The following is a 21,625-nucleotide window of genomic DNA, read 5'->3' as shown; positions in this document are numbered from 1 at the left end:
GGAAGACCCGGAAGACCCACTGCCACGTGGATTTCTTCCGTAAGGTTGGGGGCAGAATGGGCTGAGTCCCGGAACGACAGCCAAGCAAAGAAGAAAGGCCCGGAATGACGGCAGCAACCAGCGTCCCCGCCGATCCTCACAGCCCCACAGATCAACACAGCCCCGCCGCCAAGCCCCGCCGCCGCGTGGGCCGGCCGGCCGCGGCCGTTCTGGATCAGGGCGGCATCACCGCGGCCGCCCTGCAGCTGATCGGCAAGAGCGGATACGACGGCTTCACCATGGCCGCGCTGGCGAGGACCCTCAATGTGGCGCCTTCCGCGCTGTACAACCACGTTTCCTCCAAGCGGGACGTTCTGGTCCTCGTCCAGGACCACTTGACGTCGTTCGTGGACGTCGCCGCGTTTGAGACCGGGCCGTGGGAGCAGGCGGTGAGGGACTGGGCCTGGAGCTACCGTGATGTGTTCTCCAAGCACACGCCGTTGATCCCGGTGATCGCCGTGCTGCCGGTGACGGACGCACCCAAGACGCTGGCCATGTATGAGGCCGTCAGCGCGGGTTTCAGCCGGGCTGGCTTTCCCCAGGAGCGCATCGTCCCGGCCATTGTCGCGATCGAATCGTTCATCTTTGGCTCCGCGTACGACGTCACGGCACCGGCGGACATCTTCGATTCCGGGACCATGGCCGCCTCGACGCCGCATTTCACGGCCGCCGTCGAGCGCCTGGCCGAGGACAGCCATGAAAAACCGGCCGACGTCGCCTTCAGCCTGGGACTCGAAGCACTCCTCGCCGGACTCGGGGCGCTGCGGGCGGCTTAGGGGCGGGCGCCGGGCTGTGGCTTAGAGCGCGAACGTGCGCCAGTACGGGTTGGCTGCTCCCTCGCGGGCTGTAGGAGGGCTGTCCGCACCCGGTATCTCTTCACCCGTTCCCAGTACCTGAGCAGAAGAGCACAATGAAATCCATGAAGACATCAAGGATCTATGTGCTGGTGCACGGTTCATTCGTCGGGGCCTGGTGCTGGTCGCGAGTCGTCCCTCTGCTGGAAGCTGCCGGGCATGAGGTTTACGCGCCGACGCTCACCGGCGTCGGAGAACGCGCGGGCGAGGCGACCCCGGAGGTGGGGTTGCTGTCCCACATCGATCAGATCACCAGCCTTGTCGAGGCGAACGATCTTCGGGATGTCGTCCTGGTGGGGCACAGCTACGGCGGAATGGTGGTTGCCGGTGTCGCAGGCCGTGTTCCGGAGCGGATCGCGGGGATCGTGTACGTGGATGCATTCGTCCCAAATCCGGGGCAGTCCGCCCTGGACATCTTGCCGTCGCTCCGGGACGCCTTTGCCAGCCTGGCTCTGCCCGACCGTCCATGGCTGTTTGCGCCATTCCCGCTCGAGGCACTCGGAGTCGAGGACCCGCAGCTACGCGAGTGGGCCGCGCCGCTGCTCACACCCATGCTGTGGAAGGCAGTCGACGAAAAGCTTCCCGACGAGGCAGGAGATCTGAGCACCGTGCGAATCGTGTTCGTGCACTGCGCCCGCGGACAGTTCTTCGATGACACCGCCATCGACTTACGGTCCCACGGGATCCCCGTCCTGACCCTGGACGAGGGGCACATGGTGCACCTCACGAACCCCGGGCGCCTTGCCGCAACGCTCATCGAGGCAGAGCATGAGCTCGGCAGGCTGACGGAGTGAGGTGGTCCCGCTCGTCGTTGAATTCGGTGGACCGGGTGGGCCCTGGAAACACTGGCTAACTCATGACGCGGGCCGGTCGGGCCCCCAGCGCGCGGTCGCGTGTCGGGATTCACGTGGGCGAACAGGCGTCTGGCATGGGTGGAGACAAAAAAGACCCCGGGAAATCGTTGATTTCCCGGGGTCTTTCGATTGCGTGCGCGAGGGGGGATTTGAACCCCCACGCCCTTTCGGACACTGGCACCTGAAGCCAGCGCGTCTGCCGTTCCGCCACTCGCGCGCAACTTCTTCCACTCGGATAGGGCCGGTTTCCCGGACCGCCAACCTCGTAAAAGCAGCGAGATCAAGCATAACGGACAATTGCGGGAAAACACCAATCGAGCCGTCCAGGTCCCGGGTCCCGGTGTATTTCCCGCCTATCAAGCCCTGTAGTCGAACGTCACGCTGGGCCCCGCGGGGGTGGCCCCGTCGGCGATGTTCGCGCACGTCAGAGCGCAGCCAGCGCTCATTTCGGCGGCCGCCCGGCGGCGTCCATTGAGGCCATTCCCAGACACGCCCAGTAGTATCTGATGTAGGAGTGTCCGCTGAGCGCGGGCTCGCAAAAGTTGGAAACCGAGTTCCGGAACGAGCGCTGCATTGCAGCCAACAGGAAAGGAGAAGGACCATGGGATTGCTGGACAAAGTCGAGCGCGGCATCGAAAAGGCCGTCCGCGGAGTCTTCTCCACCGGTTCTCGCGCCCAGGTTGAGCCTGTCGAGATCGCGAGCCGGCTCCGCACCGAGGTGGACAATAAGGCCATTACGATCGCCGCGGGACGCACCTTGGCCCCTAACGTTTTTGACGTGCTCCTTAGTAGCGACGACTTCCAGCGCGCCCAGGAATGGGGCACTCCGCTCGCGGAAGAACTGTGCGACGTCGTCATCAACCATGTCCGCAGCCAGGGCTACACCCTCCAGGGACCGGTTCGGATCAGTTTCCGCCGCGACGAAGAGCACCGCGCCGGGGATTTCGACATCACCTCGCGGACCGAGAAAAGCTCCGCCCCTTCGGCCCCTGCCCAGCCGGGAGCTCACGGCAGCGTACCGGCGGCCCCGACACGCCAGCCGGCACAGCTTCAACCCGTACTGGACATCGACGGTCAGCGCTACTCGCTGAACGCGCCTTCGATTGTCCTCGGACGGTCCTCGGAAGCAGACATCCTCATTGACGACACCGGCGTTTCGCGCCGCCACCTGGAAATCCGGACGGGGTCTGGCCCGGCCCAGGCGATCGATCTCGGCTCCACGAACGGCAGCTACGTCAACGGCCAAAAGATCGTGGGCAGTTCCGAACTTGCTGACGGCGCCACGATCATGATGGGACGGACCAAAATCATCTTCCGCCTTCTGCCCGCCAACACAGGCGGCCGCGCATGAGCGAACTGACCATCACGGCCCTGCGTTTCGGGTTCCTTATCCTCCTCTGGGTGCTGATCTTCAGCATTGTTTCTGCCATGCGGCGCGACCTGATGATCGGTCGCAAGGCGGCGGCCGGGGCCCCAACGGCACGCCAGGTGCGCAAGAATCCGGACCTCGCCGAGCCCGCGCCCGCCCCCGTCAAACAGCAGGCCCGCCAACTGGTGGTGACCGAGGGACCGCTCAAGGGCACCACTATCCCCCTAGCGGCGAGCCCCATTCTCCTTGGCCGGGCACAGGAAGCGACCCTCGTCCTGGAGGACGACTACGCCTCGGGCCGCCACGCCCGTCTGTTCCCGCAAGGCAGCCGCTGGTTCATCGAGGACTTGGGCTCCACCAATGGCACGTATCTGGCAGACCAGCAGCTGACCCGGGCCCTCCCGGTGGAGCTGGGCGTCCCCGTGAGAATCGGCAAGACGGTCATTGAATTGAGGCCGTAGCCATGGCTGCCCCCGATCGCCCCGCAGACAGGGCCGAAGGTAAAACTACGCCCCTGAAGCGGCCGCTCATCATGCGTTACGCCGCGCGTTCAGACGTCGGCCGCATCCGCGCCAAGAATGACGACTCCGCTTATGTGGGCCGGCACCTCGCCGTCGTTGCCGACGGCATGGGTGGCCATGCAGGCGGCGACGTCGCCTCCGCCGCGACCGTCCTGGACATGATCCACCTTGATCATGATGACTACGACGGCGACGCCGGCACTGTCCTCGCCGACGAAATCCAGACGGCCAACTCCCTGCTGTCCGAGCTGGTCCACATCAATCCCAAGCTCGCCGGGATGGGCACCACGGTCACGGCCCTCCTCCTGGCGGAGGGCAAGCTTCACTTCGCCCACATAGGCGACTCACGGGCCTACCGCCTGCGCGACGGTGAGTTCGAACAGGTCAGCATCGACCACACCTTTGTCCAGCGGCTGATCGACGAGGGCCGTCTGCGCCCGGAAGAGGCCGAGACGCATCCGCACAAAAACGTCCTGATGCGTGTGCTGGGGGACGTCGATGCCAGCCCGGAACTGGACCTCGACACCTTAGCTGTCCAGGCCGGGGAACGCTGGTTGCTGTGCTCGGACGGCCTGAACTACGTGGCCGGCCACGTCGTGGAACGCACGGTCCGGGAGACGAAAGATCTGGGCGAATGCGCCGATCTCCTGGTTGAACTGACGCTGGAGGCGGGCGCCCCGGACAACGTGACGGTGGTGGTGCTCGACATCGCCGAGCCGACTCGCGATGACGTCCGGACCGCCGCCGTCGACGTCGTGCCCGCGCCGGCCACCGGGACCTCGACGCCCGGCGCCGCAGCCGGAGCGCTGACCGGCAGCACCTTTGGTGCCGCGAAGCCTGCCGGCGAGTCCGGGAAAAAGGACGACGCCGGGCCCGCCGCGCAGGGCGCGGCCGGGGGTGGATCGGGCCGGCCGGCCACCGACCCTGCCCCTGCTGGGGCCTCGGCTGACGGCACGCCGGCCGCTGCCGCGCAGGAGGATGCCGGAAGCAAGGAACCAGAGACCACCACCGACCCGCACTTGGGCGAACACCTCTCGGCCGAAGTCCTGCGTGAAGAGCTTTCCATGCGCCCCCACGAACTCGTCGGGGCCGCCGCCGCAGCAGCGGAATCGGGGTCCATTCCGTCAATCGCCGGACGCACCGTGGCCCGGCGCGCGGCCACCGTCCTGACGCACAAGTCGGAACAGGACCGGGAGGACACCGACGACTTCAGGGCCACCGGACGGCCGCGGCGGTGGCTCACGGTGTCCATTGCCGCCGCGATCGTCGCGCTGCTGGGCATCGGACTGTGGCTTGGCTACGCCTGGACGCAGACGCGCTACTACATCGGCGAGCACGATCAGCATGTGGCCATCTTCAACGGCGTCTCCCAGCGCCTCGGGCCCATCCAGCTTTCCACCCTCGAAGCGGTGACCGATATCAAGATGTCCGACCTTCCCGAATTTTCGCAGCAGCGGGTGCTGCAGACAGTGCCGGCGCGCGATCTTTACGACGCGCAGCGGATCGTCAAAAATCTGGAACGCACCGGCACCACCGCCCCGGTGGATGAATGCCTCACCCCGTCCCCCACAGCGACGGCAGCCGGTGCCACCCCCGGTGCAACGGCCAAACCAAGCGCCACGGCCTCCGCAGGGACGGCCAAACCAAGCACCTCGGCCTCCGCAGGGACGGCCAAACCAAGCGCCACGGCCTCCGCAGGGACGGCCAAACCAAGCACCTCGGCCTCCGCAGGGACGGCCAAACCTTCACCCTCCGCCACCCCGACTACGAATTGCGAGGGGGACAAATGACACCCATCGACCCCGTGCCCAGGCCACGACGTAACGTGGAGCTGGTCCTCCTTGTCCTTGCCCTCGCGGTCGGTATTGGCGCCCAGGCCCTAGTGGGCGTGGACCGGCAAAAAGCGTTCGATACCGATTTCTGGTTCCAATCCAGCCTGCTGGCGGCAGCTGCGTTGGCATTTCACGTGGTTCTGCGGATCCGCGCAAAATATGCCGACCCGGTAATACTTCCGCTCGTGGTGGCCCTTAACGGGCTGGGTTTGGCCATGATCCACCGTCTGGACAGGGTGGGCGAGGACACCGGCAACAACCAGCTCCGCTGGACACTGGTTGCCATGGCGGTCGCGATTGCGGTCATCTGGTTCCTCAAGGACCACCGGATCCTGCGACGCTTCACCTACATTTCGCTGGCCGTCAGCGCCGTGCTCCTGATCCTGCCGCTGGTTCCCGGTATCTCGGCTGGGGAGGTCCTCGGCGCCAGCGTCTGGATCAAGATCGGCTCCATGACTTTCCAGCCCGGTGAAATTGCCAAGATCACGCTTGCCATCTTCTTTGCCGGGTACCTGTCCTCGAACCGTGACCTGATCCTGCTGGCAGGCCGGAAGATCGGCCCCGTGCAGTTCCCCCGGTTTAAGGACATGGGCCCCATGATCACCGCGTGGCTCGTGAGCATCGGCGTACTGGTCTTCCAGCGCGACCTCGGCTCCTCGATCCTGTTCTTCGGTCTGTTCCTGGTGATGATCTACGTCGCCACGAGCCGCATCAGCTGGGTGATCATCGGTCTGATTCTGATTGTGGTGGGCGGCTTCGTGGCAGCCCGCGTCTTTTCCCACGTCGCGCTGCGGATCGACGGCTGGATCAATGCCTTCACCGATGAGGTCTACGGACGGCAGTTCGGTGGCAGCCTCCAAATCGTCGAAGGCCTGTTTGGCATGGCCAACGGCGGTCTGGTGGGCACCGGCCTCGGCCAGGGCCGGCCCAACCTGGTCCCGTTTGCCAACAGTGACATGATCATCGCCTCCTTCGGTGAGGAACTCGGGCTGATCGGTGTCTTCGCGATCGTCCTGATGTACCTGCTGCTGTTCACGCGGGGCTTCCGCGCCGCACTGGGCACCCGCGACGCGTTCGGCAAGCTGCTCGCCACCGGGCTCTCCTTCGCGATCGCGCTGCAGTGCTTTGTGGTGATTGGCGGCGTCACGCGCCTCATCCCGCTGACCGGACTCACGACGCCGTTCCTCGCCGCCGGCGGGTCCTCACTCTTGGCGAACTGGATCATTGTGGGCTTGCTGCTCATGATTTCGCACACCGCGCGCGGTCCGGTGGATACGACACCGCTGCCGCCCGGCCAGGAACCGGGTATCCGCAAAAACTTCCCCGTGCTGCCCTCCAAACCGGCACCGGATCCCCGAACCAGTCCAGACGCACCCACCGAGGCGGTGAAACAGCTGTGAACCAGGCCATCCGCAATTCATGGATCGCCGCCATCGCGATGTTCGTGCTGGTCTTCGGTGCGCTCAGTTACGTGCAAGTGGTTGGCGCAGACGAGCTCAAAGCCAATGCCTGGAACAGGCGCGCCATCTTGCAGAACTACTGCAACGACCGCGGCGCAATCATTGTCGGCGGCACCCCGGTGGCGGAGTCTGTTCCTGCCACGGAGAGCTGCAAATTCCAGCGGACCTACTCCCAGCCCGAGCTCTATGCGGGCATCACCGGATACTTCTCCAAAAACTACGGCCTCACCGGGCTTGAGAAGTCGATGAACGACGAACTGGCAGGCAGCTCGGACCAGCAGTTCCTCGACCGGGTGGGCCAATTGTTCCTCGGCAACCAGCCCAAGGGCGCGTCCGTAGAGCTGACCCTGGACCCCAAGATCCAAAAGCTGGCCTACGACCTCATCCCCGACGGCCAGCGCGGTTCGATCGTGGTCACCAACCCGAAGACCGGCGCGATCCTGGCCATGGTCTCCAAACCGTCCTATGACCCCAACCTGATTGCCACCCAGGATCCGGCTGCCGAACAGGCCAATTACACCGAACTGAACAAGGTTCCCGGAATTAACCTGAACCAGAACGTCAGCGGCCCCACTGGCGCCCTGCTGGCGCCTGGATCGGTCTTCAAACTCATTGACACGGCCGCGGCGCTGAACTCGGGCAAGTACAACAAGGACAGCGTCCTGCCCAACCCGGCGGAGATGTCATTCCCCGGCATCGATTACAAGCTCCCCAACTACGCGGGCGGCAACTGCTATACCCGCACCACGGCGTCGTTCGCGTTTTCCCTGCAACAGTCCTGCAACACGCCCTTCGCCAGCATCGCCACGGACCTGGGGCAGAAGGCCATTGGGGACCAGGCAGAGAAGTTCGGCTTCGGACAGGACTTCGGCGACCAGCTGAAGCTGGACCACGCGGCGAGCTTCTTCCCGAGCGAACCGCTGGACGACGCCGGGCTGGCGCAGTCCTCGATTGGCCAGCGCGACGTCCGGGCCACTCCGCTCCAGATCAACACGATGACGGCGGCAATCGCCAACGACGGAGTGCAGATGCAGCCGAACCTGATCAAGGCGGTGCGCGCCCCTGACCTGCGGGCGATCAGCGAACCGAAACCCCAGGCTCTGCGCACCGCCACGACCCCGGAGATCGCGCGGCAGATCAACGAGTGGATGGTCAGCGTCGTCGACGACGGCATCGCCAGCAGGGCCGCCGTGCCCGGTGTCCCGGTAGCCGGCAAGACCGGTACCGCGGAACTCGGCAACGGCCTGAACAACTCATGGTTTACCGGGTTTGCCCCGGCAAATGACCCGCAAGTGGCTGTCACCATCGTCATGGAAGGCGTAGATATCACCACTGGCGCAAACCTAACCAGTCCGAACGCGAAGAAGATTTTTGAGGCGGTGTTGAATAAGTGAGGCCTACTTCGGGAATCACCCTCGGCGGCAGATTCCAGCTGACCACGCGCATTGCGATCGGCGGCATGGGAGAAGTCTGGAAAGCCAAAGACCTGATCCTTGGCCGCATTGTCGCCATCAAGGTGCTCAAGGAGGAATACACGGGTGATCCCGGATTTCTTCAGCGCTTCCGCGCCGAGGCCCGCCATACCGCCCTCCTGAACCACGTGGGCATCGCCAACGTCTTCGATTACGGCGAGGAGGAGGGCTCGGCCTACCTGGTCATGGAACTGGTCCCTGGCCAGCCGCTGAGCAGCATTATCGAGCACGAACAGGTGCTTTCCCCGGACCGCACCCTTTCGATGATGGCGCAGACGGCGCGTGCCCTGGCCGTCGCCCACGCGCAGGGCCTGGTGCACCGCGACATCAAGCCGGGGAACCTGCTCATCACCCCGGACGGCCGCGTCAAGGTCACCGACTTCGGCATCGCACGCCTGGCCGACCAGGTTCCGCTGACCCAGACCGGCCAGGTGATGGGAACCGCCCAGTATCTGGCACCGGAACAGGCCACGGGGCAGACAGCCACCGGTGCCTCGGACATCTACTCTCTTGGCGTGATCGGCTACGAGTGCCTCACGGGCCACCGGCCGTTCTCCGGGGAATCCCAGATCGCCATCGCGCTGGCCCAGGTCAACGATGCGCCGCCGCCGCTGCCGGACACGCTGCCCCGGCCGGTCCGCGCCCTGCTGATGTCCATGCTGGCAAAGGATCCGAAGAACCGCCCGGCCGACGCCATCAAGCTGTCCGAGGCAGCCGAGGCCATCCGCAACGGTGATATCGCCGCCGCGCACGCGGCCGTGCCGGGCATGCTGCTTTTCGAGGCAGCCACGGGCCCCATCACGGCCCCCGTCGACGTCCCCACGGCGGCCACCAGCGTCATTGGCTCCAGCGCAGCGGAGGCCAAATCGACGTCCGCAACGTCCGCGCTGCCCGTCGTTGGCGCAGCCGGCGCCGGCGCCGCGGCCGGCCTGGCCGCCGGTGCGGCCGCCGCCAGCGGCTACGGTGCCCGCAACGCGCTCAACCGCGCCGATGCCCTGGCCGCCGAGCGGACCTGGGTGCAGGAAGAAGAGGACGAAGACTACGACGAACCGGAGGAGGAGCCGAAGCGCCGCGGACGTAGCCCGTGGACCTGGCCGCTCATTGCGCTGATCTTGCTGGTGGTGTTCGTCCTGGCCGGCGTGGTCTTGAGCCAGGCCGGCAATATCTTCCCCTCGCAGGCGCCGGCAACCACCGGTGCCACGTCCAGCATCGCAAAGCCCAGCAGTGCCACCCCCTCGGCGCCGTCCGCGACCCCCTCAGAGACCCCCACCCCCACCGCCAGCTCAGCGACACCCACGCAGTCCACTCCGGCAGCCATCAACCTGATTCCGGATGCCTATCTGGGGCGGCCATACAACGACGTCCGCAACGAACTGATTGGCAAGGGGCTGCAAGTCACCGGCGCCGAGGTTGTCAACGACGCGACGCCGGGCACGGTCACCAACATTGATCCCTCCGGTGCGGTCCAGCCCGGGGACACCATCACCGTCAGTTACTCCAAGGGACCGGAAATGGTTTCCGTCCCGTCCATCAAGGCAGGCGCAAGCGAGGCTAAGGTCCAGCAGGCCATCCAGGACGCCGGGCTGCGGTGGGCCAAGGGGGCCGACGTCAGTCCCACGGACAAGAACGAAGATCCGGGCACTTTCGTGAGCTCGTCGCCTCCTTCCGGGTCCAAGGTGACGGCCGGCAGCGTCGTGACCTACCACCTGGCCGAAGCCGCCGCCTCAACACCGTCACCTACCAAGTCCGGACCCTAAACAATCATGAGCAATACACCCCGCACTCCGTCGCACAGGGAGGAACGCCCGGCGAACACGCAGCGCGTCCTCAGCGGGCGCTATGAGCTGGGTGAGCTGATCGGCCGTGGCGGCATGGCGGATGTTTTCCGCGGCGTCGATACCCGGCTGGGACGCACCGTGGCCGTCAAGCTGCTCCGCCCCGACCTGGCCAGAGATCCACAGTTCCAGGCCCGGTTCAAACGCGAGGCCCAGGCGGTCGCGGCACTCAACCACCCTTCGATTGTGGCTGTCTTCGACACCGGGGACCACGCGGTCCCCGGTGACCACAATGACAGCGTCCGGGTGCCCTACATCGTGATGGAATTCGTTTCCGGCAAGACGATCCGCGACATGGTGCGGGCCAAGGATGTCACCATCGATCAGGCGATCGACTTCACCCTCGGTGTGCTGTCTGCGCTCGATTACAGTCACAAGGCCGGAATCGTGCACCGCGATATCAAGCCCGCCAACGTGATGTTTTGCCCGGATTCGAACAGCGTCAAGGTCATGGACTTCGGGATCGCCCGCGCCATGGCGGACTCGTCGGCCACCATGACGCAGACGCAGGCCGTCGTGGGCACAGCCCAGTACCTGTCCCCCGAACAGGCACGGGGCGAAACCGTCGACGCGCGGAGCGATCTCTACTCCGCAGGTTGCCTTCTCTATGAAATGCTGGCCGGCCGGCCGCCGTTCATCGGCGACAGTCCCGTCTCCGTGGCCTACCAGCACGTTCGGGAGATCCCCGAGCCCGCCAGCAGCCTGAACCCCGATGTCTCCGAGGCGCTGGACAGCGTGTTAATGAAGGCCCTGCAAAAGAACCGCGCGGACCGTTTCCAGGACGCGGCCGCATTCCGCCGTGCCCTCCGGGCCGCACGCAGTGGCGTTCCAGTGATGGCACCGGCCGCCAGCGAGGCCCCCACCGACCCCACCAACGCCGTTCCCCGGCATGACCCCTTGGCGCCCACAGCAGCGTTCTCCCTGACCGGGGCCAAGTTCCTCGACGATTCGCCCGGCGGCCGGCTCCGGCCCGCCGAGGAAACGCCCGACGACGAGCAGTTGCTGCCGCCTGCAGGCACCGAACTCTATGGCACGGCGGACACCGGCAGCCTGCCCCTGGCGCTGCCGGTCGAACGCGAGCACTCTCCACGCCAGAAGTCGCGCCGCCGTACCTGGATCGCGACGCTCGTGGTCCTCACGCTGCTGGTACTGGCCGGGGGCGGATTGTGGCTGTACAACATTATGAATCAGGCCCCGCCGCAGGCAACCAAGGTCTTGGTTCCCACGGTGACGTCCCTGACGGAATCAGAAGCCCTGCAGAGGCTGTACAACGCCGGCTTCAAGCCACAGCTTCAACGGCTGCAGCACGAGAGCATCCCCAAGGGCACCGCCATTGGCACCGTGCCGGCATCGGGAAGTTCCATGGACGCCAACTCGGACATCGTCCTCAACATTTCCGAAGGACCCAGCGCCATCACCATCCCCACGGACCTGCCCGGCCGGACGGAGGCGGCGGCACGCGATCTCCTGCACCAGACAGGACTGACGGGTTCCCTCACCACGAAGATGTCCAACAACCCCACGGTCCCGGTCGGCATCGTCATCACCACGAACCCGGCCCCGGGCCAAATCGTGGCCGTCGCGGGCGCCGTCGAAATCGTCGTCTCCACCGGGAAGGTGGCTGTGCCGCAGCTGATCGGGCTCCCGCGGGCGGAGGCGGAGGCGAAACTGACGGCGCAGGGCCTGAAGCTCAACGTCACCGAAGTGGAGAATTCCCAGGTGGCCCCGGGAAAGGTGACAGGCCAGTCCGATGCCGCGGATTCGCTCGTGGAACAGGGCAAGACCATCGCCGTGACCGTGGCGAAGGCACCAGCGCCGCCCCCGGCACCGACGCCCACGCCCACGCCGACTCCCACCAAGACCACGTCCAAGGAGGACGCGGTCCTGGAAGGACTGTTCCCCTAGGCCGGTCGGGTCAGTGCTTGATGAGCGGGCTCAGGTCCGCTGCCCGTTCAGCGGCGCCGGCCATGCCCAGCGACTCAAGCCAGTTGCCCAGCATTTGGTAGCCGCCTTCGGTCAGGACAGATTCCGGGTGGAACTGGACACCGCACAGCGGTGCGGTGCGGTGCTGCAGGCCCATCACAACGCCCGTGCCCGTTTCCGCGGTGATCTCCAGGACAGCCGGGATGCTCTCGCGGACGGCGGCCAGCGAATGGTAACGGGTGGCCGTGAGCGGGGAGGGCAGCCCGGCAAACACGCTGGTTCCGTGGTGTTCGACGAGGGAGGTCTTGCCGTGCATCAGCTCGGGAGCGTGCGTCACTGTTCCGCCGTAGGCCTCCGCCAGCGCCTGGTGGCCCAGGCACACACCCAGCATGGGCTTGTCATGGCCGCCGCACCATTTGATCAGCTCAATGCAGACACCGGCCCCGGCGGGATTCCCCGGCCCGGGAGAGATGAGGACACCGTCCCGTGCCTCGGCCATTTCAATCGCCTCGGCGAGCGTGACGTCGTCGTTGCGGACCACGGTGGTCTCGGCACCGAGTTCCTGGAGATAGCCGACCAGGGTGTAGACAAAGCTGTCGTAGTTGTCTACGACCAGGATCTTGGTTGTACTCATGGGTGCTTTGCTGAACCAATCGTTGAGTCTGTTAACTGGGTAAATTGTGCCAACCAGGGAAAAAGGAACTGAACCATCAATACCAGTGCTCCGGCCGCCAGCACCAGCGCAGTCGCAATCCTGAGCCACAAGGGACCGGGAAGGTGGCGGAAAAGCCAGCCATACATCCGTCAGCCTTCCCTGGCCGCGCGGACCGCCTGCGCAATTTCAGCCGGCGGGCCCGCGGAAACAGGTTGCCACCGCGCCAGCAGTGCGTAGGCCACAAAGCGTTCCTGGGAACCGAACCGCGGGTTGCAGCTCGTCAGGGTCAGGTAGCTATCCGTCGGCGCGGCGCCCGGCCGCGTCGGCACCGGCAACAGTACATCGGTCCGCGAGGGGAGGACTGTCTGGCTGTTCCGGAACACGTAGACATAGTAGCCCTCGCGGGTCTGAACGTAGATCCGGTCCCCGGGCACCAAGGCGTCGATATGGTCCAGGACTGCCCCGTGGGTCTGCCGGTGGCCGGCCACGGCGAAGTTTCCCGCGGCCCCCGGCATTGCCGTGCCCTGGTAGTGCCCGATGCCCAGGGTGTCCAAGACCGCCGGCGTGGTTCCCTGAACGATGGGACGCGTGTATCCGGAGCCGAACCGGGGGACATACAGAATGCCGATTGTCGCGCCCTCTGCCGGCTCGGGGGCAGCACCGGGCTTGGGCACCACGGCGGCCCCGGGGGCAGTGGCCGCCGGGCCGTTGCCGTCTAACGTCCCGCGGGCAAAGTCCTTCACGACGTCGCGCTGCCGGGCATCGGAGGCCACATTCGTCCAGCACAACTGCCACGCCACAAAGAGCAGGAGAATGACGCCGACACTTATGAGCAGCTCGCCCGCGATCCGGACGCCGCGCAGGAGCGGACTGCGGCGGCTGCGGGCCGCCGGGCCGGATCCCTGCTCCAAGTGCAGCACGGCGGGTTCTCCTTCAGGCGATTGCGGAGTCCACGGTGTGTCCGGAACTACAGCTAGAATTGGCTCCGATAAAAGAATTCAAACCTGACCAAGAGCGCTTTGGCCGGCGGGGCTCACTTCCTGCAGGATATCAAGCCACGTTGCCGCTCTTGTTCCAGCCCGCCAAGGAGGATCAGTGCCCGAGTCGAAGCCGCGTAAAAGGACTGCCCATGTGCCCCCGCAGACTTCTGCTGCGGAGGCCTACAAGCCCAATCCGGTCTGGTTCAAGCCCGTCATGTTTGGCCTGATGATCATTGGCCTGCTGTGGATCATCACGTTCTACATCACCGAGGGCGCCTTCCCCGTTCAGGCTTGGGCCTCGTGGAACATCGTCGCCGGATTCGGAATCGCGATCATCGGCTTCCTGATGACCACGCGCTGGCGTTCCTGAACAAGGCCCCGCGGCGCAATTTCCCTGACGGGCCGGTACACACAGTGTGCCGGCCCGCCGTCGTTAAACCCCGACACCAATCCCGGCCCCAGCGAAGGAATCCAGATGACCCCGGCAGTAAGCGGCTCAACCATTGGCGACGACGGACTGGCGCGGCCGGCGTGGGCGTCGGTGGATCCCATGCTCCGCGAGTACTACGACAACGAGTGGGGCATGCCGGTCCGGGATGAGCAGGGCCTTTACGAACGGATCAGCCTCGAGGGGTTTCAGGCGGGGCTGTCCTGGGCCACGATTCTGCGCAAGCGTCCTGCTTTCCGCGCGGCGTTCAAGGACTTCGACCCGGAACTCGTGGCCCTGTTCACGGACGCCGATGTGGAGCGGCTCATGCTGGACGCCGGGATCGTCCGGAACCGGCTAAAGATCCTGGCAACCATCACCAATGCACGGGCTACTCTGGCGCTGAGGGACGACGGCGGCCTGGTCGACTTCGTGTGGGGGTTCCAGCCTACTGCCACCCCCCGGCCCAGCTCCCTCGACCAGGTCCCCACCACCTCGGCCGAGTCCATTGCGCTCTCGAAGGCTCTGCGCAAGAAGGGCTTCGCCTTCGTCGGGCCCACCACGATGTTCGCGCTCATGGAGGCTATCGGAATGGTGGACACCCATCTGCTGGACAGCCACCGGCGCGGAACGTCGGGCGTCTGGCCGCACTGACGGCCGGGTTGGATGGGCGACCCGACTTTATCCACAGCTGTGTACAAGTCTGGGGAAACTTATCCACATTGTTCATAAGTTCCCGGGTCCTCGCGCGTATCGGCTCGGCTTAAAGGCCACAGCCGGGCCCCGTGCGGATGGTGAGATTCCCGGCGGGAGTCGAATTACAGGGTTGTAAGTTATTAACAGTGTGGATTGCCTGTGGAGAAGTACGGCAGGCCATCAACTGGGCCCAGGCAGAACTCGCGTGGTGCTGCGTCGTCCTCCTTTGGCGGCCCGGTCCCCGACTGAAGCCGCCCGCCCGGGCCGGCAAGGCAACGGATGAGTTATCCACTTAATAACACCCCGCTACCCACAAGTTATCCACAGCTGGGGATAACAGGGAGAGATTGCGGGCCGCGACCCCGCTGTGGGGCCATGAGCCGGGTTAGTTCCCCCGGAGACTCCAACCATCAAGTTATTAACACTGTGAATAACCCTGTTGAAACACACAGCGGCTGTCCCCAGCGGCCGTCCCAGGACCGTACATACCTATGGGCGGCCCCTGTGGCGCTCCCATCCGGCCAGCAGCAGGCATGCCATGGAGCAGGGGCAGTGCGACGTAGACGCCGCGACACTTGCCGCGACGAAGACAGGGCAAGACGGGGTTCCGGCCGGCGGAAGGCGCGGGCTCGCGGAGCAAAGTTGTCCACTTACTCACAGGGCAGCCCACAGAAGTTATCCACAGGTGTGGAGATCAGGCCGGCCGCAGCACTTGACCACGGCAAAATCGCCAGCCCGGGCGGTCAGACCCGGGTGGCCACCGTGAACTACACGGTTGTAAGTTATTAACAATGTGGATAACCCTTGTGGAAAACTTTTCGGGCCGCCCCTGTGAATTCGGGCGTGGGAATGAATGCCGGCGATGGGCTCGGCCCGGGACCGCGCGCTTAGGTCCCCACCTCTGGGAAGCGAGGAGGGGACCTAAGGGGAGAGTGAACGGCGGGGCGGACACCAAAAAACTAGATTGCTAAATCGGGCCGGGACACCGGCAGGCGCAGGCTAAGGAGCGGACTAGGCGCTGGCGCCGGCCATCCGGACGACGGACACGACGATCACAAGGGCAAGGACCCCGGCAAGGCCGATGGCCTGCAGGAGGGTCTGCCGGGGGCCGCGGGGGGTATAGGCAATGACTGCAGCGCTCAGGGCACCGGTGACGAGGCCGCCGAGATGGGCCTGCCAGGCAATCTGGGGCACCATGAAGCCGATGACGCCGTTGATGGCGATCAGGACAATGAGTTGGCGGACTTCCCCGCCGCGCTGCCGCTGGACCACCAGCAGCGCGCCAAACAAACCGAAGATAGCGCCGGAGGCGCCCACGAGACCCACGGGGCCATTCACGGGGTACACCGGGGTCAGCAGGAGGAACCCGACCGAGCCGCCGACGGCCGAGAGCAGGTAGATGGCCAAGAAGCGTGCATAGCCAAGGAGCGGCTCAAGGATCTGGCCGAAAATCCACAACGTATACATGTTCAGGACGATGTGGAGCAGGAATCCCTGCGAGTGCAGGAACGCCGAGGTGAGCAGCCGCCACGGTTCAACGTCGGTCAGGGCGGGAGCGTACGCCAGTTGCTGATAGATCCCGTCGTTGGGAACTATCCACTGCAGTGCATAGACAAGGGCGCACAGCCCGATGATCACGTAAGTGACCACGGGTTTGCCGGCGGTCACGGCGCCGCCGTAGACGGTCCGGGCTGTCGGCGTCGTGCGTTTGGTTTCGTTAACACAATCAACGCATTGGAATCCGACGGCGGCCGCCCGCTGGCAGTCGGGGCACGCAGGGCGCCCGCACCGCTGGCAGCGCACATAGGCGGGCCGGTCCGGGTGCCTGGGGCATACCGGGACCTCTGCGGACGGCTCTGCCGCCGGAACTCCGTAGCTCATGGTGTGGGGTTAGAGCTGTTCGATATCAATGCTGTTGATGGTGACGTCCTCGACAGGGCGGTCGCCCATGCCGGTGCGGACGCCTTCGATCGCGTCGACGACCTTCTTGGAGTCCTCATCGGCAACTTCACCGAAGATGCTGTGCTTGCCCTGCAGCCAGCCGGTGGGGATGGTGGTGATGAAGAACTGCGAACCGTTGGTGCCGCGCCCCATCTGGACCCCGGCGTTGGCCATGGCCAGCTTGTACGGCTCGTTGAAAGTCAGTTCCGGGTGGATTTCATCGTCGAACTTGTAGCCCGGTCCACCGGTGCCGCGGCCCAGGGGATCTCCGGCCTGGATCATGAAGTCCTTGATGATGCGGTGGAAGATGGTGCCGTTGTAGAGCGGCGTGCCGGTCTTGTCCTCGCCCGTTTCCGGATGGGTCCAGGCCTTCTCACCGGTGGCCAGCCCGACGAAGTTGTCGACGGTCTTCGGCGCGTGGTTGCCATAGAGGTTGACGACGATGTCGCCGAGGCTCGTGTGGATAGTGGCTTTTGCGGTTGCGTTGGCAGTCATGGGGCCTATTCTTCCATGACGGCTCCGCCCACGTAGGGCCGCACAGTCAGTTCCGCGCTGGGTGAAATCCACTGGAAATCGGTCTGAAGAATAGCCGGTGCGTTCCTAGACACGTAGGCTAACAGCAGAACCGTCACATTAATCGGGAGGTAGTTGTGAAGAAAACGGATCGTATTGCCCGTGACCTGGAGCAGTCAGTCAGCACCGGAGTAGACAGCGCCAAGGATTGGGCGGCACCGCGGGTTGAGGCTGCCGTGAACTGGGCTGTTCCCCGCCTGCAGCATGGGCTGGATACAGCCTCTCCCAAAATCCAGGAGGGGCTCAAGTCGGCGGCCCACAATCTGGCCGGCGGCGTTGCCACCGTCACCCCGCGCCTCCAGGATGGCTTGGCCCAGCTTGCGCCGAAGATCCACGACGCAGCGGAAAGCGCGACTCCGCGACTGCACGAGGCTGTAGACAAGGCGGCACCGGTGATCCTCAACGCACGGGACCGGGTGGTAGTCGAGTACCTGCCCAGGCTTTCCGACCAGATCGGACAGGCTTCCGTGGCCGTCCACCGCACGCTGGAAAACGCTCCGGCCCACGTGGACGCCGTCGCACAGAAGCTTGTAGATTCCGGCGTGGTCCACGGCGTCCAGGCACAGGCCCAGACTGCCAAGGGACATGCCAAGAAGGCCGGAAAGAACATCAAAGCGGCCGCCACCGAAGCTAGCAAGACGGCCAATGCGAAGCTCGCCAAGCAGCAGAAATCCAAGCACCGCGGCCTGCTGATCTTCGGCATCATCGCTGCCGCAGTCGCCGCCGGTGCCGCAGCCTGGAAGGCTTCCCGGCCTGTAGAGGACCCCTGGAAGGTACCGACGCCGGTGACGCCTGCCCCTGCCGCCCCTGCCAGCGAAACGCTGAAGGACGCCGCCGACAAGGCAGGCTCCGCGGCTGTTGCGGCAGCGGACACTGCCGCCGAGGCATCGGCCAAGGCTTCCGATTCCGTAGCTGCCGCGGCGGACAAGGCGTCAGAAGCGGCCAAGGACACTGCCGACGACACCGCGAAGACTGCCGCCAAGGTTGCCACCGATGCCAAGACGGCCGTCCGCAACATTGCGGCCAACCTGAATAACGGGGCAAACAAGCCGGGCCAGTAGCTCCGGCTGGCACAGGCCGGCTGAGCCGCGACCCTGCCAAGGGCCGCCCGGCAGCCGGCAGGTGTCCTGCATTTTCCCAGGGAGGGATTCCGCTACGGCGGGATCCCTCCCTTTGTTTTAAACGATAGGTTTCACGCGGCTGCTTTTGCACGGAGCGTGGAGGCTCGTCGCGGTCTCCCTTCAAAGTGCAGGCTAGATGCTAAATTTGTGGTGATGTCACCCCATAGATCACCTCAGGATGCCTTGCTTACTGCTCCGCCACCGGCTGTATCTATTGTGATCCCGGCGTACAACGAGGAAAGTGTCATCCGGCAGTGTCTGATCGCCGCGGTATATCAGTCTGTGCCTGCCCACGAAATCATTGTGGTGGACAACCTGTCCAAGGACCGCACGGCGGAAATCGTGCGGCAGATGCAGCTGGAGTACCCGGAGAGTCCCATCGTCCTGCTCAGCCAAAACCGCGATCAGGGACTTATCCCCACCCGTAATTTTGGCCTGGACCACGCCACGGGCGACATCCTCGGCCGGATCGACGCCGATTCCGTCCTGGAACCGGATTGGGTAGAGCAGGTACAGAACGCCTTCGGTGACGAGTCTGTGCACGCCGCGACCGGGCCGGTGGTCTACTACGACATGCCCATGCGCCGGTTTGGGCTCAAGGCGGACGACAAAATGCGTCAGCTAATGCTCAGACTTGCCAAGCACCAGTATCACTTTCTCTTCGGCTCCAACATGGCGCTTCGCCGCTCGGCCTGGGAAACCATCCGTGCAGAAGCCTGCCTGGACGAGCAGGACGAGATGCACGAGGACATCGATCTTTCGCTGCACCTGGCCGACCACGAACTCCGGATCCAGTACTGGCCGCAGATGATCTCGGGCATGTCGGCCCGGCGGCTCGAGGACTCCCCGCGGGATTACCGCTACTACGTGACGCGCTTTGACCGAACCTACAAGGCCCACAACGTCAAGAAGATGGCACTGAAGGCACCCATGGTGGTCTTCTTCTCGGTCTATTTCCCGGCAAAATTGCTCCGCGCCATTCACACGGTGAACGCACCCCAGCCAGCCCGCCGCGGCGGCCAATAGCCCGCCCCACCACCACGGCCACGAGGCGCCGCCAAAAATTCGCGGCCCAGCCGGCCTAGTCCGTGCCGAGCTCCGCCAGCCGCTCCGGACCGGGCCCCTCTGCAGTGTGCCCCTCGGCCATGCTCCGGGCGGAGCGTGAGCCGCGCTGTCCAAGGACCACGACGGCGAGCCCCACCAGGATCATGGCCAGTCCGGCATAGGTCCCGGCCGGGAGCGTCTCGCCCAGGAAGGCCGCAGCCAAAAGCGCCGCTCCGGGGATTTCCAGCAGGATAATCATGGACACCAGCAGCGGGCTCATGGTTGCCAGCAGATAGTTGAACGCGGTGTGCCCCACCAGCTGTGCGCACACGGTGATCGCGAGGATCCCCAGCCAACCGGTGGCTTCGAACCCGGCCAGCGGCTGCCCAGCCAACAGGGCCATCCCCGCCACAATCGCGGCGCACATGCCGTAGCACAGGGTCGTGTAGACCCCGGTGCCCAGGCTCTGCCGCGCCTTGCCTCCGGCGAGCGTGTAGATGCCCGCGAGGGCGCCGCCTGCCACGGCCAGGAGATCGCCTACGAGAGCTCCGGGTGAGGTGCCCATATCAAAACCGGTGATCGCCACGACACCGCCGAAGGCGAGCCCCAGCCCTACCAACACCGGCCAGCGGTGCCGGACTCCCCGGAAGAGTTGGAAGATCGCGATCCAGCCTGACTGAAGACACACCAGCGCCGTCGCCGCCGCGACTGAGGTCAGCTGCAGGGAGGTAATGAAGCACGCGAAGTGCAGGGCCAGGGCCACCGCGGCGGCGAGCGACCAGCGGAACTCTGCTCCGGTCACCCGTGCGAACTGACGGGGGTTGCGGACCACAACGGGACCGGCCATCACCACTGCTCCGATGGCGTTACGCCAGAAAGCGATGGCCAGGGCACTGACCGACGTGGCGCCCAACGTGGCGGCAATGAGCGGCCCGGACGAGGCCACGCCGAGTACCCCCACGGCTGCAAGTAAGAAGTTCACGTTCCAACCCTAGTGGGGCGGACCTCCGTGTCCCTTACAGCCGCTACGCCTTGACCGGTACATACGCCAGTGCCACCCTTAAGTCGCGGTCTCACATCCCGGTCTCGCCATCATCGAAGAAGGAGACCATCATGGCGTCAATGATCCGCAAGAGCCTGGACAATCCCGAAGAATCACGTCCTGTTGCCCAGGGGATGGGCCGGGTGGACCTCGTCAACCTGGACTCCGGCCCGGTCGGACGGGCCACATTCCTCCCGGGCTGGAAATGGTCAGATCACGTCAAGCCGATCGCCAAAACTGACAGCTGCATGGCCAGCCATATCGGCTACACGATTTCAGGACGCATCAAAGTCGTCATGGATGACGGCGAAGAACTCGAATTCGGCCCCGGCGACTTCGGCGTCATCCCGCCGGGGCATGATGCCTGGGTACTCGGCGACGAGCCTTATGTGTTCATCGACTGGCAAGGCATGGCTGATTACGCCAAACCGGAGGAGTGATTGCGAAAAGGGCATGAAAAAAGCCCCGGACCGCGTTTCCGCGGTCCAGGGCTTTTCCTATGGTGGAGGCACGGGGACTCGAACCCCGAACCCCCTGCTTGCAAAGCAGGTGCGCTACCAATTGCGCCATGCCCCCATAAGAAGCAACCCGACAATCATACCCTAGGTCCGGCGAGCTGATTTCCAGCGTCCATTCCCAGTTTCCGGGCTAGTCAACCGTATCGGTTGAATTGCTCCAGATCACTTTCCGGGCTTCGGATTCCTGCACTTTCCTGTAGAGGAGAACGCCTGCGACCGTGGCTGCGATAACCAGCAACTTCTTCACATGCACTCCGTTCCGGTTCAGTCATCGACGAACCTTCACTAACCTCTATCAGAACCAGTACTGGTTCCGTGGGCGTACCAGGACTTGAACCTGGGACCTCTTCGTTATCAGCGAAGCGCTCTAACCGCCTGAGCTATACGCCCCGATGCCTCATCGGGCCGAGATATGACTGTACAGCACATCCCGGCCCGATCTCAAATCGAGGCTTTTTCCCGCGGTATT

Annotated in this window: 20 protein-coding genes and 3 tRNA genes; 14 read left to right on the top strand and 9 right to left on the bottom strand. The window is 64.9% G+C overall.

All coding sequences use genetic code 11. From position 1 onward, the window contains the following. Window positions 1-104 precede the first annotated feature (104 nt). Together AC1DKQ_RS05955 and AC1DKQ_RS05950 are read left to right on the top strand one after the other, a co-directional pair. A complete protein-coding gene (locus AC1DKQ_RS05955; RefSeq protein WP_476883104.1) occupies window positions 105-815 on the top strand; it encodes a TetR/AcrR family transcriptional regulator in 711 nt (236 codons plus the stop codon). A 143-nt stretch (window positions 816-958) separates the two neighbouring features. After that, a complete protein-coding gene (locus AC1DKQ_RS05950) occupies window positions 959-1,687 on the top strand; it encodes an alpha/beta fold hydrolase (RefSeq protein ID WP_476883103.1) in 729 nt (242 codons plus the stop codon). Between the two features lie 194 nt (window positions 1,688-1,881). On the opposite strand, the gene AC1DKQ_RS05945 is transcribed toward AC1DKQ_RS05950, so the two are convergent. Then, window positions 1,882-1,964: transfer RNA gene (locus AC1DKQ_RS05945), tRNA-Leu, on the bottom strand. A 384-nt stretch (window positions 1,965-2,348) separates the two neighbouring features. On the opposite strand from AC1DKQ_RS05945, the gene AC1DKQ_RS05940 reads away from it, so the two are divergent. The 7 genes from AC1DKQ_RS05940 to pknB are packed head-to-tail and all read left to right on the top strand — an operon-like array spanning window position 2,349 to window position 12,141. After that, entirely contained in the window at window positions 2,349-3,098 is a 750-nt protein-coding gene (locus AC1DKQ_RS05940) for an FhaA domain-containing protein (RefSeq protein ID WP_476883102.1), read from the top strand. Next, window positions 3,095-3,577 (top strand): FHA domain-containing protein FhaB/FipA, encoded by a 483-nt coding sequence (locus AC1DKQ_RS05935; protein WP_476883101.1) that lies wholly within the window; start codon window positions 3,095-3,097, stop codon window positions 3,575-3,577. Before AC1DKQ_RS05940 ends, AC1DKQ_RS05935 begins: the two co-directional genes overlap by 4 nt. 2 nt (window positions 3,578-3,579) lie before the next feature. After that, window positions 3,580-5,427, top strand: coding sequence for a PP2C family protein-serine/threonine phosphatase (locus AC1DKQ_RS05930; protein WP_476883100.1), 1,848 nt, complete (start codon window positions 3,580-3,582; stop codon window positions 5,425-5,427). After that, window positions 5,424-6,869: an FtsW/RodA/SpoVE family cell cycle protein gene (locus AC1DKQ_RS05925; protein WP_476883099.1), complete on the top strand. Its 1,446-nt coding sequence runs from the start codon at window positions 5,424-5,426 to the stop codon at window positions 6,867-6,869. The genes AC1DKQ_RS05930 and AC1DKQ_RS05925 overlap by 4 nt, the downstream gene beginning before the upstream one ends. Then, entirely contained in the window at window positions 6,866-8,323 is a 1,458-nt protein-coding gene (locus AC1DKQ_RS05920) for a peptidoglycan D,D-transpeptidase FtsI family protein (RefSeq protein ID WP_476883098.1), read from the top strand. The genes AC1DKQ_RS05925 and AC1DKQ_RS05920 overlap by 4 nt, the downstream gene beginning before the upstream one ends. Next, a complete protein-coding gene (locus AC1DKQ_RS05915; protein WP_476883097.1) occupies window positions 8,320-10,158 on the top strand; it encodes a protein kinase domain-containing protein in 1,839 nt (612 codons plus the stop codon). Before AC1DKQ_RS05920 ends, AC1DKQ_RS05915 begins: the two co-directional genes overlap by 4 nt. 6 nt (window positions 10,159-10,164) lie before the next feature. Beyond that, a complete protein-coding gene (gene pknB, locus AC1DKQ_RS05910; protein WP_476883096.1) occupies window positions 10,165-12,141 on the top strand; it encodes a Stk1 family PASTA domain-containing Ser/Thr kinase in 1,977 nt (658 codons plus the stop codon). 10 nt (window positions 12,142-12,151) lie between these two features. Here the strand turns inward: pknB and AC1DKQ_RS05905 are convergent, their stop codons facing one another. Together AC1DKQ_RS05905 and AC1DKQ_RS05900 are read right to left on the bottom strand one after the other, a co-directional pair. Further along, entirely contained in the window at window positions 12,152-12,793 is a 642-nt protein-coding gene (locus AC1DKQ_RS05905; protein ID WP_476883095.1) for an anthranilate synthase component II, read from the bottom strand. Between the two features lie 170 nt (window positions 12,794-12,963). After that, window positions 12,964-13,734 carry a class E sortase gene (locus AC1DKQ_RS05900; RefSeq protein WP_476883094.1) on the bottom strand — a complete coding sequence of 257 codons (771 nt, stop codon included), beginning with the start codon at window positions 13,732-13,734 and terminating at the stop codon, window positions 12,964-12,966. Window positions 13,735-13,909: 175 nt separating this feature from the next. Between AC1DKQ_RS05900 and AC1DKQ_RS05895 the strand changes: the two genes are divergently transcribed. Continuing rightward, window positions 13,910-14,164 carry a cell division protein CrgA gene (locus tag AC1DKQ_RS05895; protein ID WP_476883093.1) on the top strand — a complete coding sequence of 85 codons (255 nt, stop codon included), beginning with the start codon at window positions 13,910-13,912 and terminating at the stop codon, window positions 14,162-14,164. Window positions 14,165-14,269: 105 nt separating this feature from the next. Next, entirely contained in the window at window positions 14,270-14,875 is a 606-nt protein-coding gene (locus AC1DKQ_RS05890) for a DNA-3-methyladenine glycosylase I (RefSeq protein ID WP_476883092.1), read from the top strand. Window positions 14,876-15,928: 1,053 nt separating this feature from the next. On the opposite strand, the gene AC1DKQ_RS05885 is transcribed toward AC1DKQ_RS05890, so the two are convergent. Further along, the gene (locus AC1DKQ_RS05885) at window positions 15,929-16,798 is read right to left on the bottom strand and encodes a rhomboid family intramembrane serine protease (protein WP_476883091.1); all 870 of its coding nucleotides are present in this window, start codon (window positions 16,796-16,798) and stop codon (window positions 15,929-15,931) included. Between the two features lie 9 nt (window positions 16,799-16,807). Next, a complete protein-coding gene (locus AC1DKQ_RS05880) occupies window positions 16,808-17,353 on the bottom strand; it encodes a peptidylprolyl isomerase (RefSeq protein WP_476883090.1) in 546 nt (181 codons plus the stop codon). Window positions 17,354-17,508: 155 nt separating this feature from the next. Between AC1DKQ_RS05880 and AC1DKQ_RS05875 the strand changes: the two genes are divergently transcribed. Both AC1DKQ_RS05875 and AC1DKQ_RS05870 read left to right on the top strand, forming a co-directional pair. Further along, window positions 17,509-18,492 carry a hypothetical protein gene (locus AC1DKQ_RS05875; RefSeq protein ID WP_476883089.1) on the top strand — a complete coding sequence of 328 codons (984 nt, stop codon included), beginning with the start codon at window positions 17,509-17,511 and terminating at the stop codon, window positions 18,490-18,492. A gap of 213 nt (window positions 18,493-18,705) precedes the next feature. Continuing rightward, the gene (locus AC1DKQ_RS05870) at window positions 18,706-19,578 is read left to right on the top strand and encodes a glycosyltransferase family 2 protein (protein ID WP_476883088.1); all 873 of its coding nucleotides are present in this window, start codon (window positions 18,706-18,708) and stop codon (window positions 19,576-19,578) included. Window positions 19,579-19,633: 55 nt separating this feature from the next. Here the strand turns inward: AC1DKQ_RS05870 and AC1DKQ_RS05865 are convergent, their stop codons facing one another. Continuing rightward, complete coding sequence (locus AC1DKQ_RS05865) at window positions 19,634-20,578, bottom strand: DMT family transporter (protein ID WP_476883087.1); 945 nt, start codon at window positions 20,576-20,578, stop codon at window positions 19,634-19,636. Window positions 20,579-20,709: 131 nt separating this feature from the next. On the opposite strand from AC1DKQ_RS05865, the gene AC1DKQ_RS05860 reads away from it, so the two are divergent. Next, the gene (locus tag AC1DKQ_RS05860) at window positions 20,710-21,078 is read left to right on the top strand and encodes a cupin domain-containing protein (protein ID WP_476918440.1); all 369 of its coding nucleotides are present in this window, start codon (window positions 20,710-20,712) and stop codon (window positions 21,076-21,078) included. Window positions 21,079-21,138: 60 nt separating this feature from the next. Here the strand turns inward: AC1DKQ_RS05860 and AC1DKQ_RS05855 are convergent. The 3 genes from AC1DKQ_RS05855 to AC1DKQ_RS05845 all read right to left on the bottom strand — a co-directional run bounded on the left by AC1DKQ_RS05855 (window position 21,139) and on the right by AC1DKQ_RS05845 (window position 21,546). Further along, window positions 21,139-21,214 (bottom strand) — tRNA-Ala (locus AC1DKQ_RS05855). A 72-nt stretch (window positions 21,215-21,286) separates the two neighbouring features. After that, entirely contained in the window at window positions 21,287-21,403 is a 117-nt protein-coding gene (locus tag AC1DKQ_RS05850; protein WP_216699097.1) for a DLW-39 family protein, read from the bottom strand. Between the two features lie 69 nt (window positions 21,404-21,472). Further along, window positions 21,473-21,546: transfer RNA gene (locus AC1DKQ_RS05845), tRNA-Ile, on the bottom strand. Window positions 21,547-21,625 lie beyond the last annotated feature (79 nt).

It is taken from the genome of Arthrobacter sp. 05L421 (genome assembly GCF_056397785.1).
Note: the sequence above shows the minus strand (reverse complement) of the source record. Positions and strands in the feature narration are given on the sequence as shown.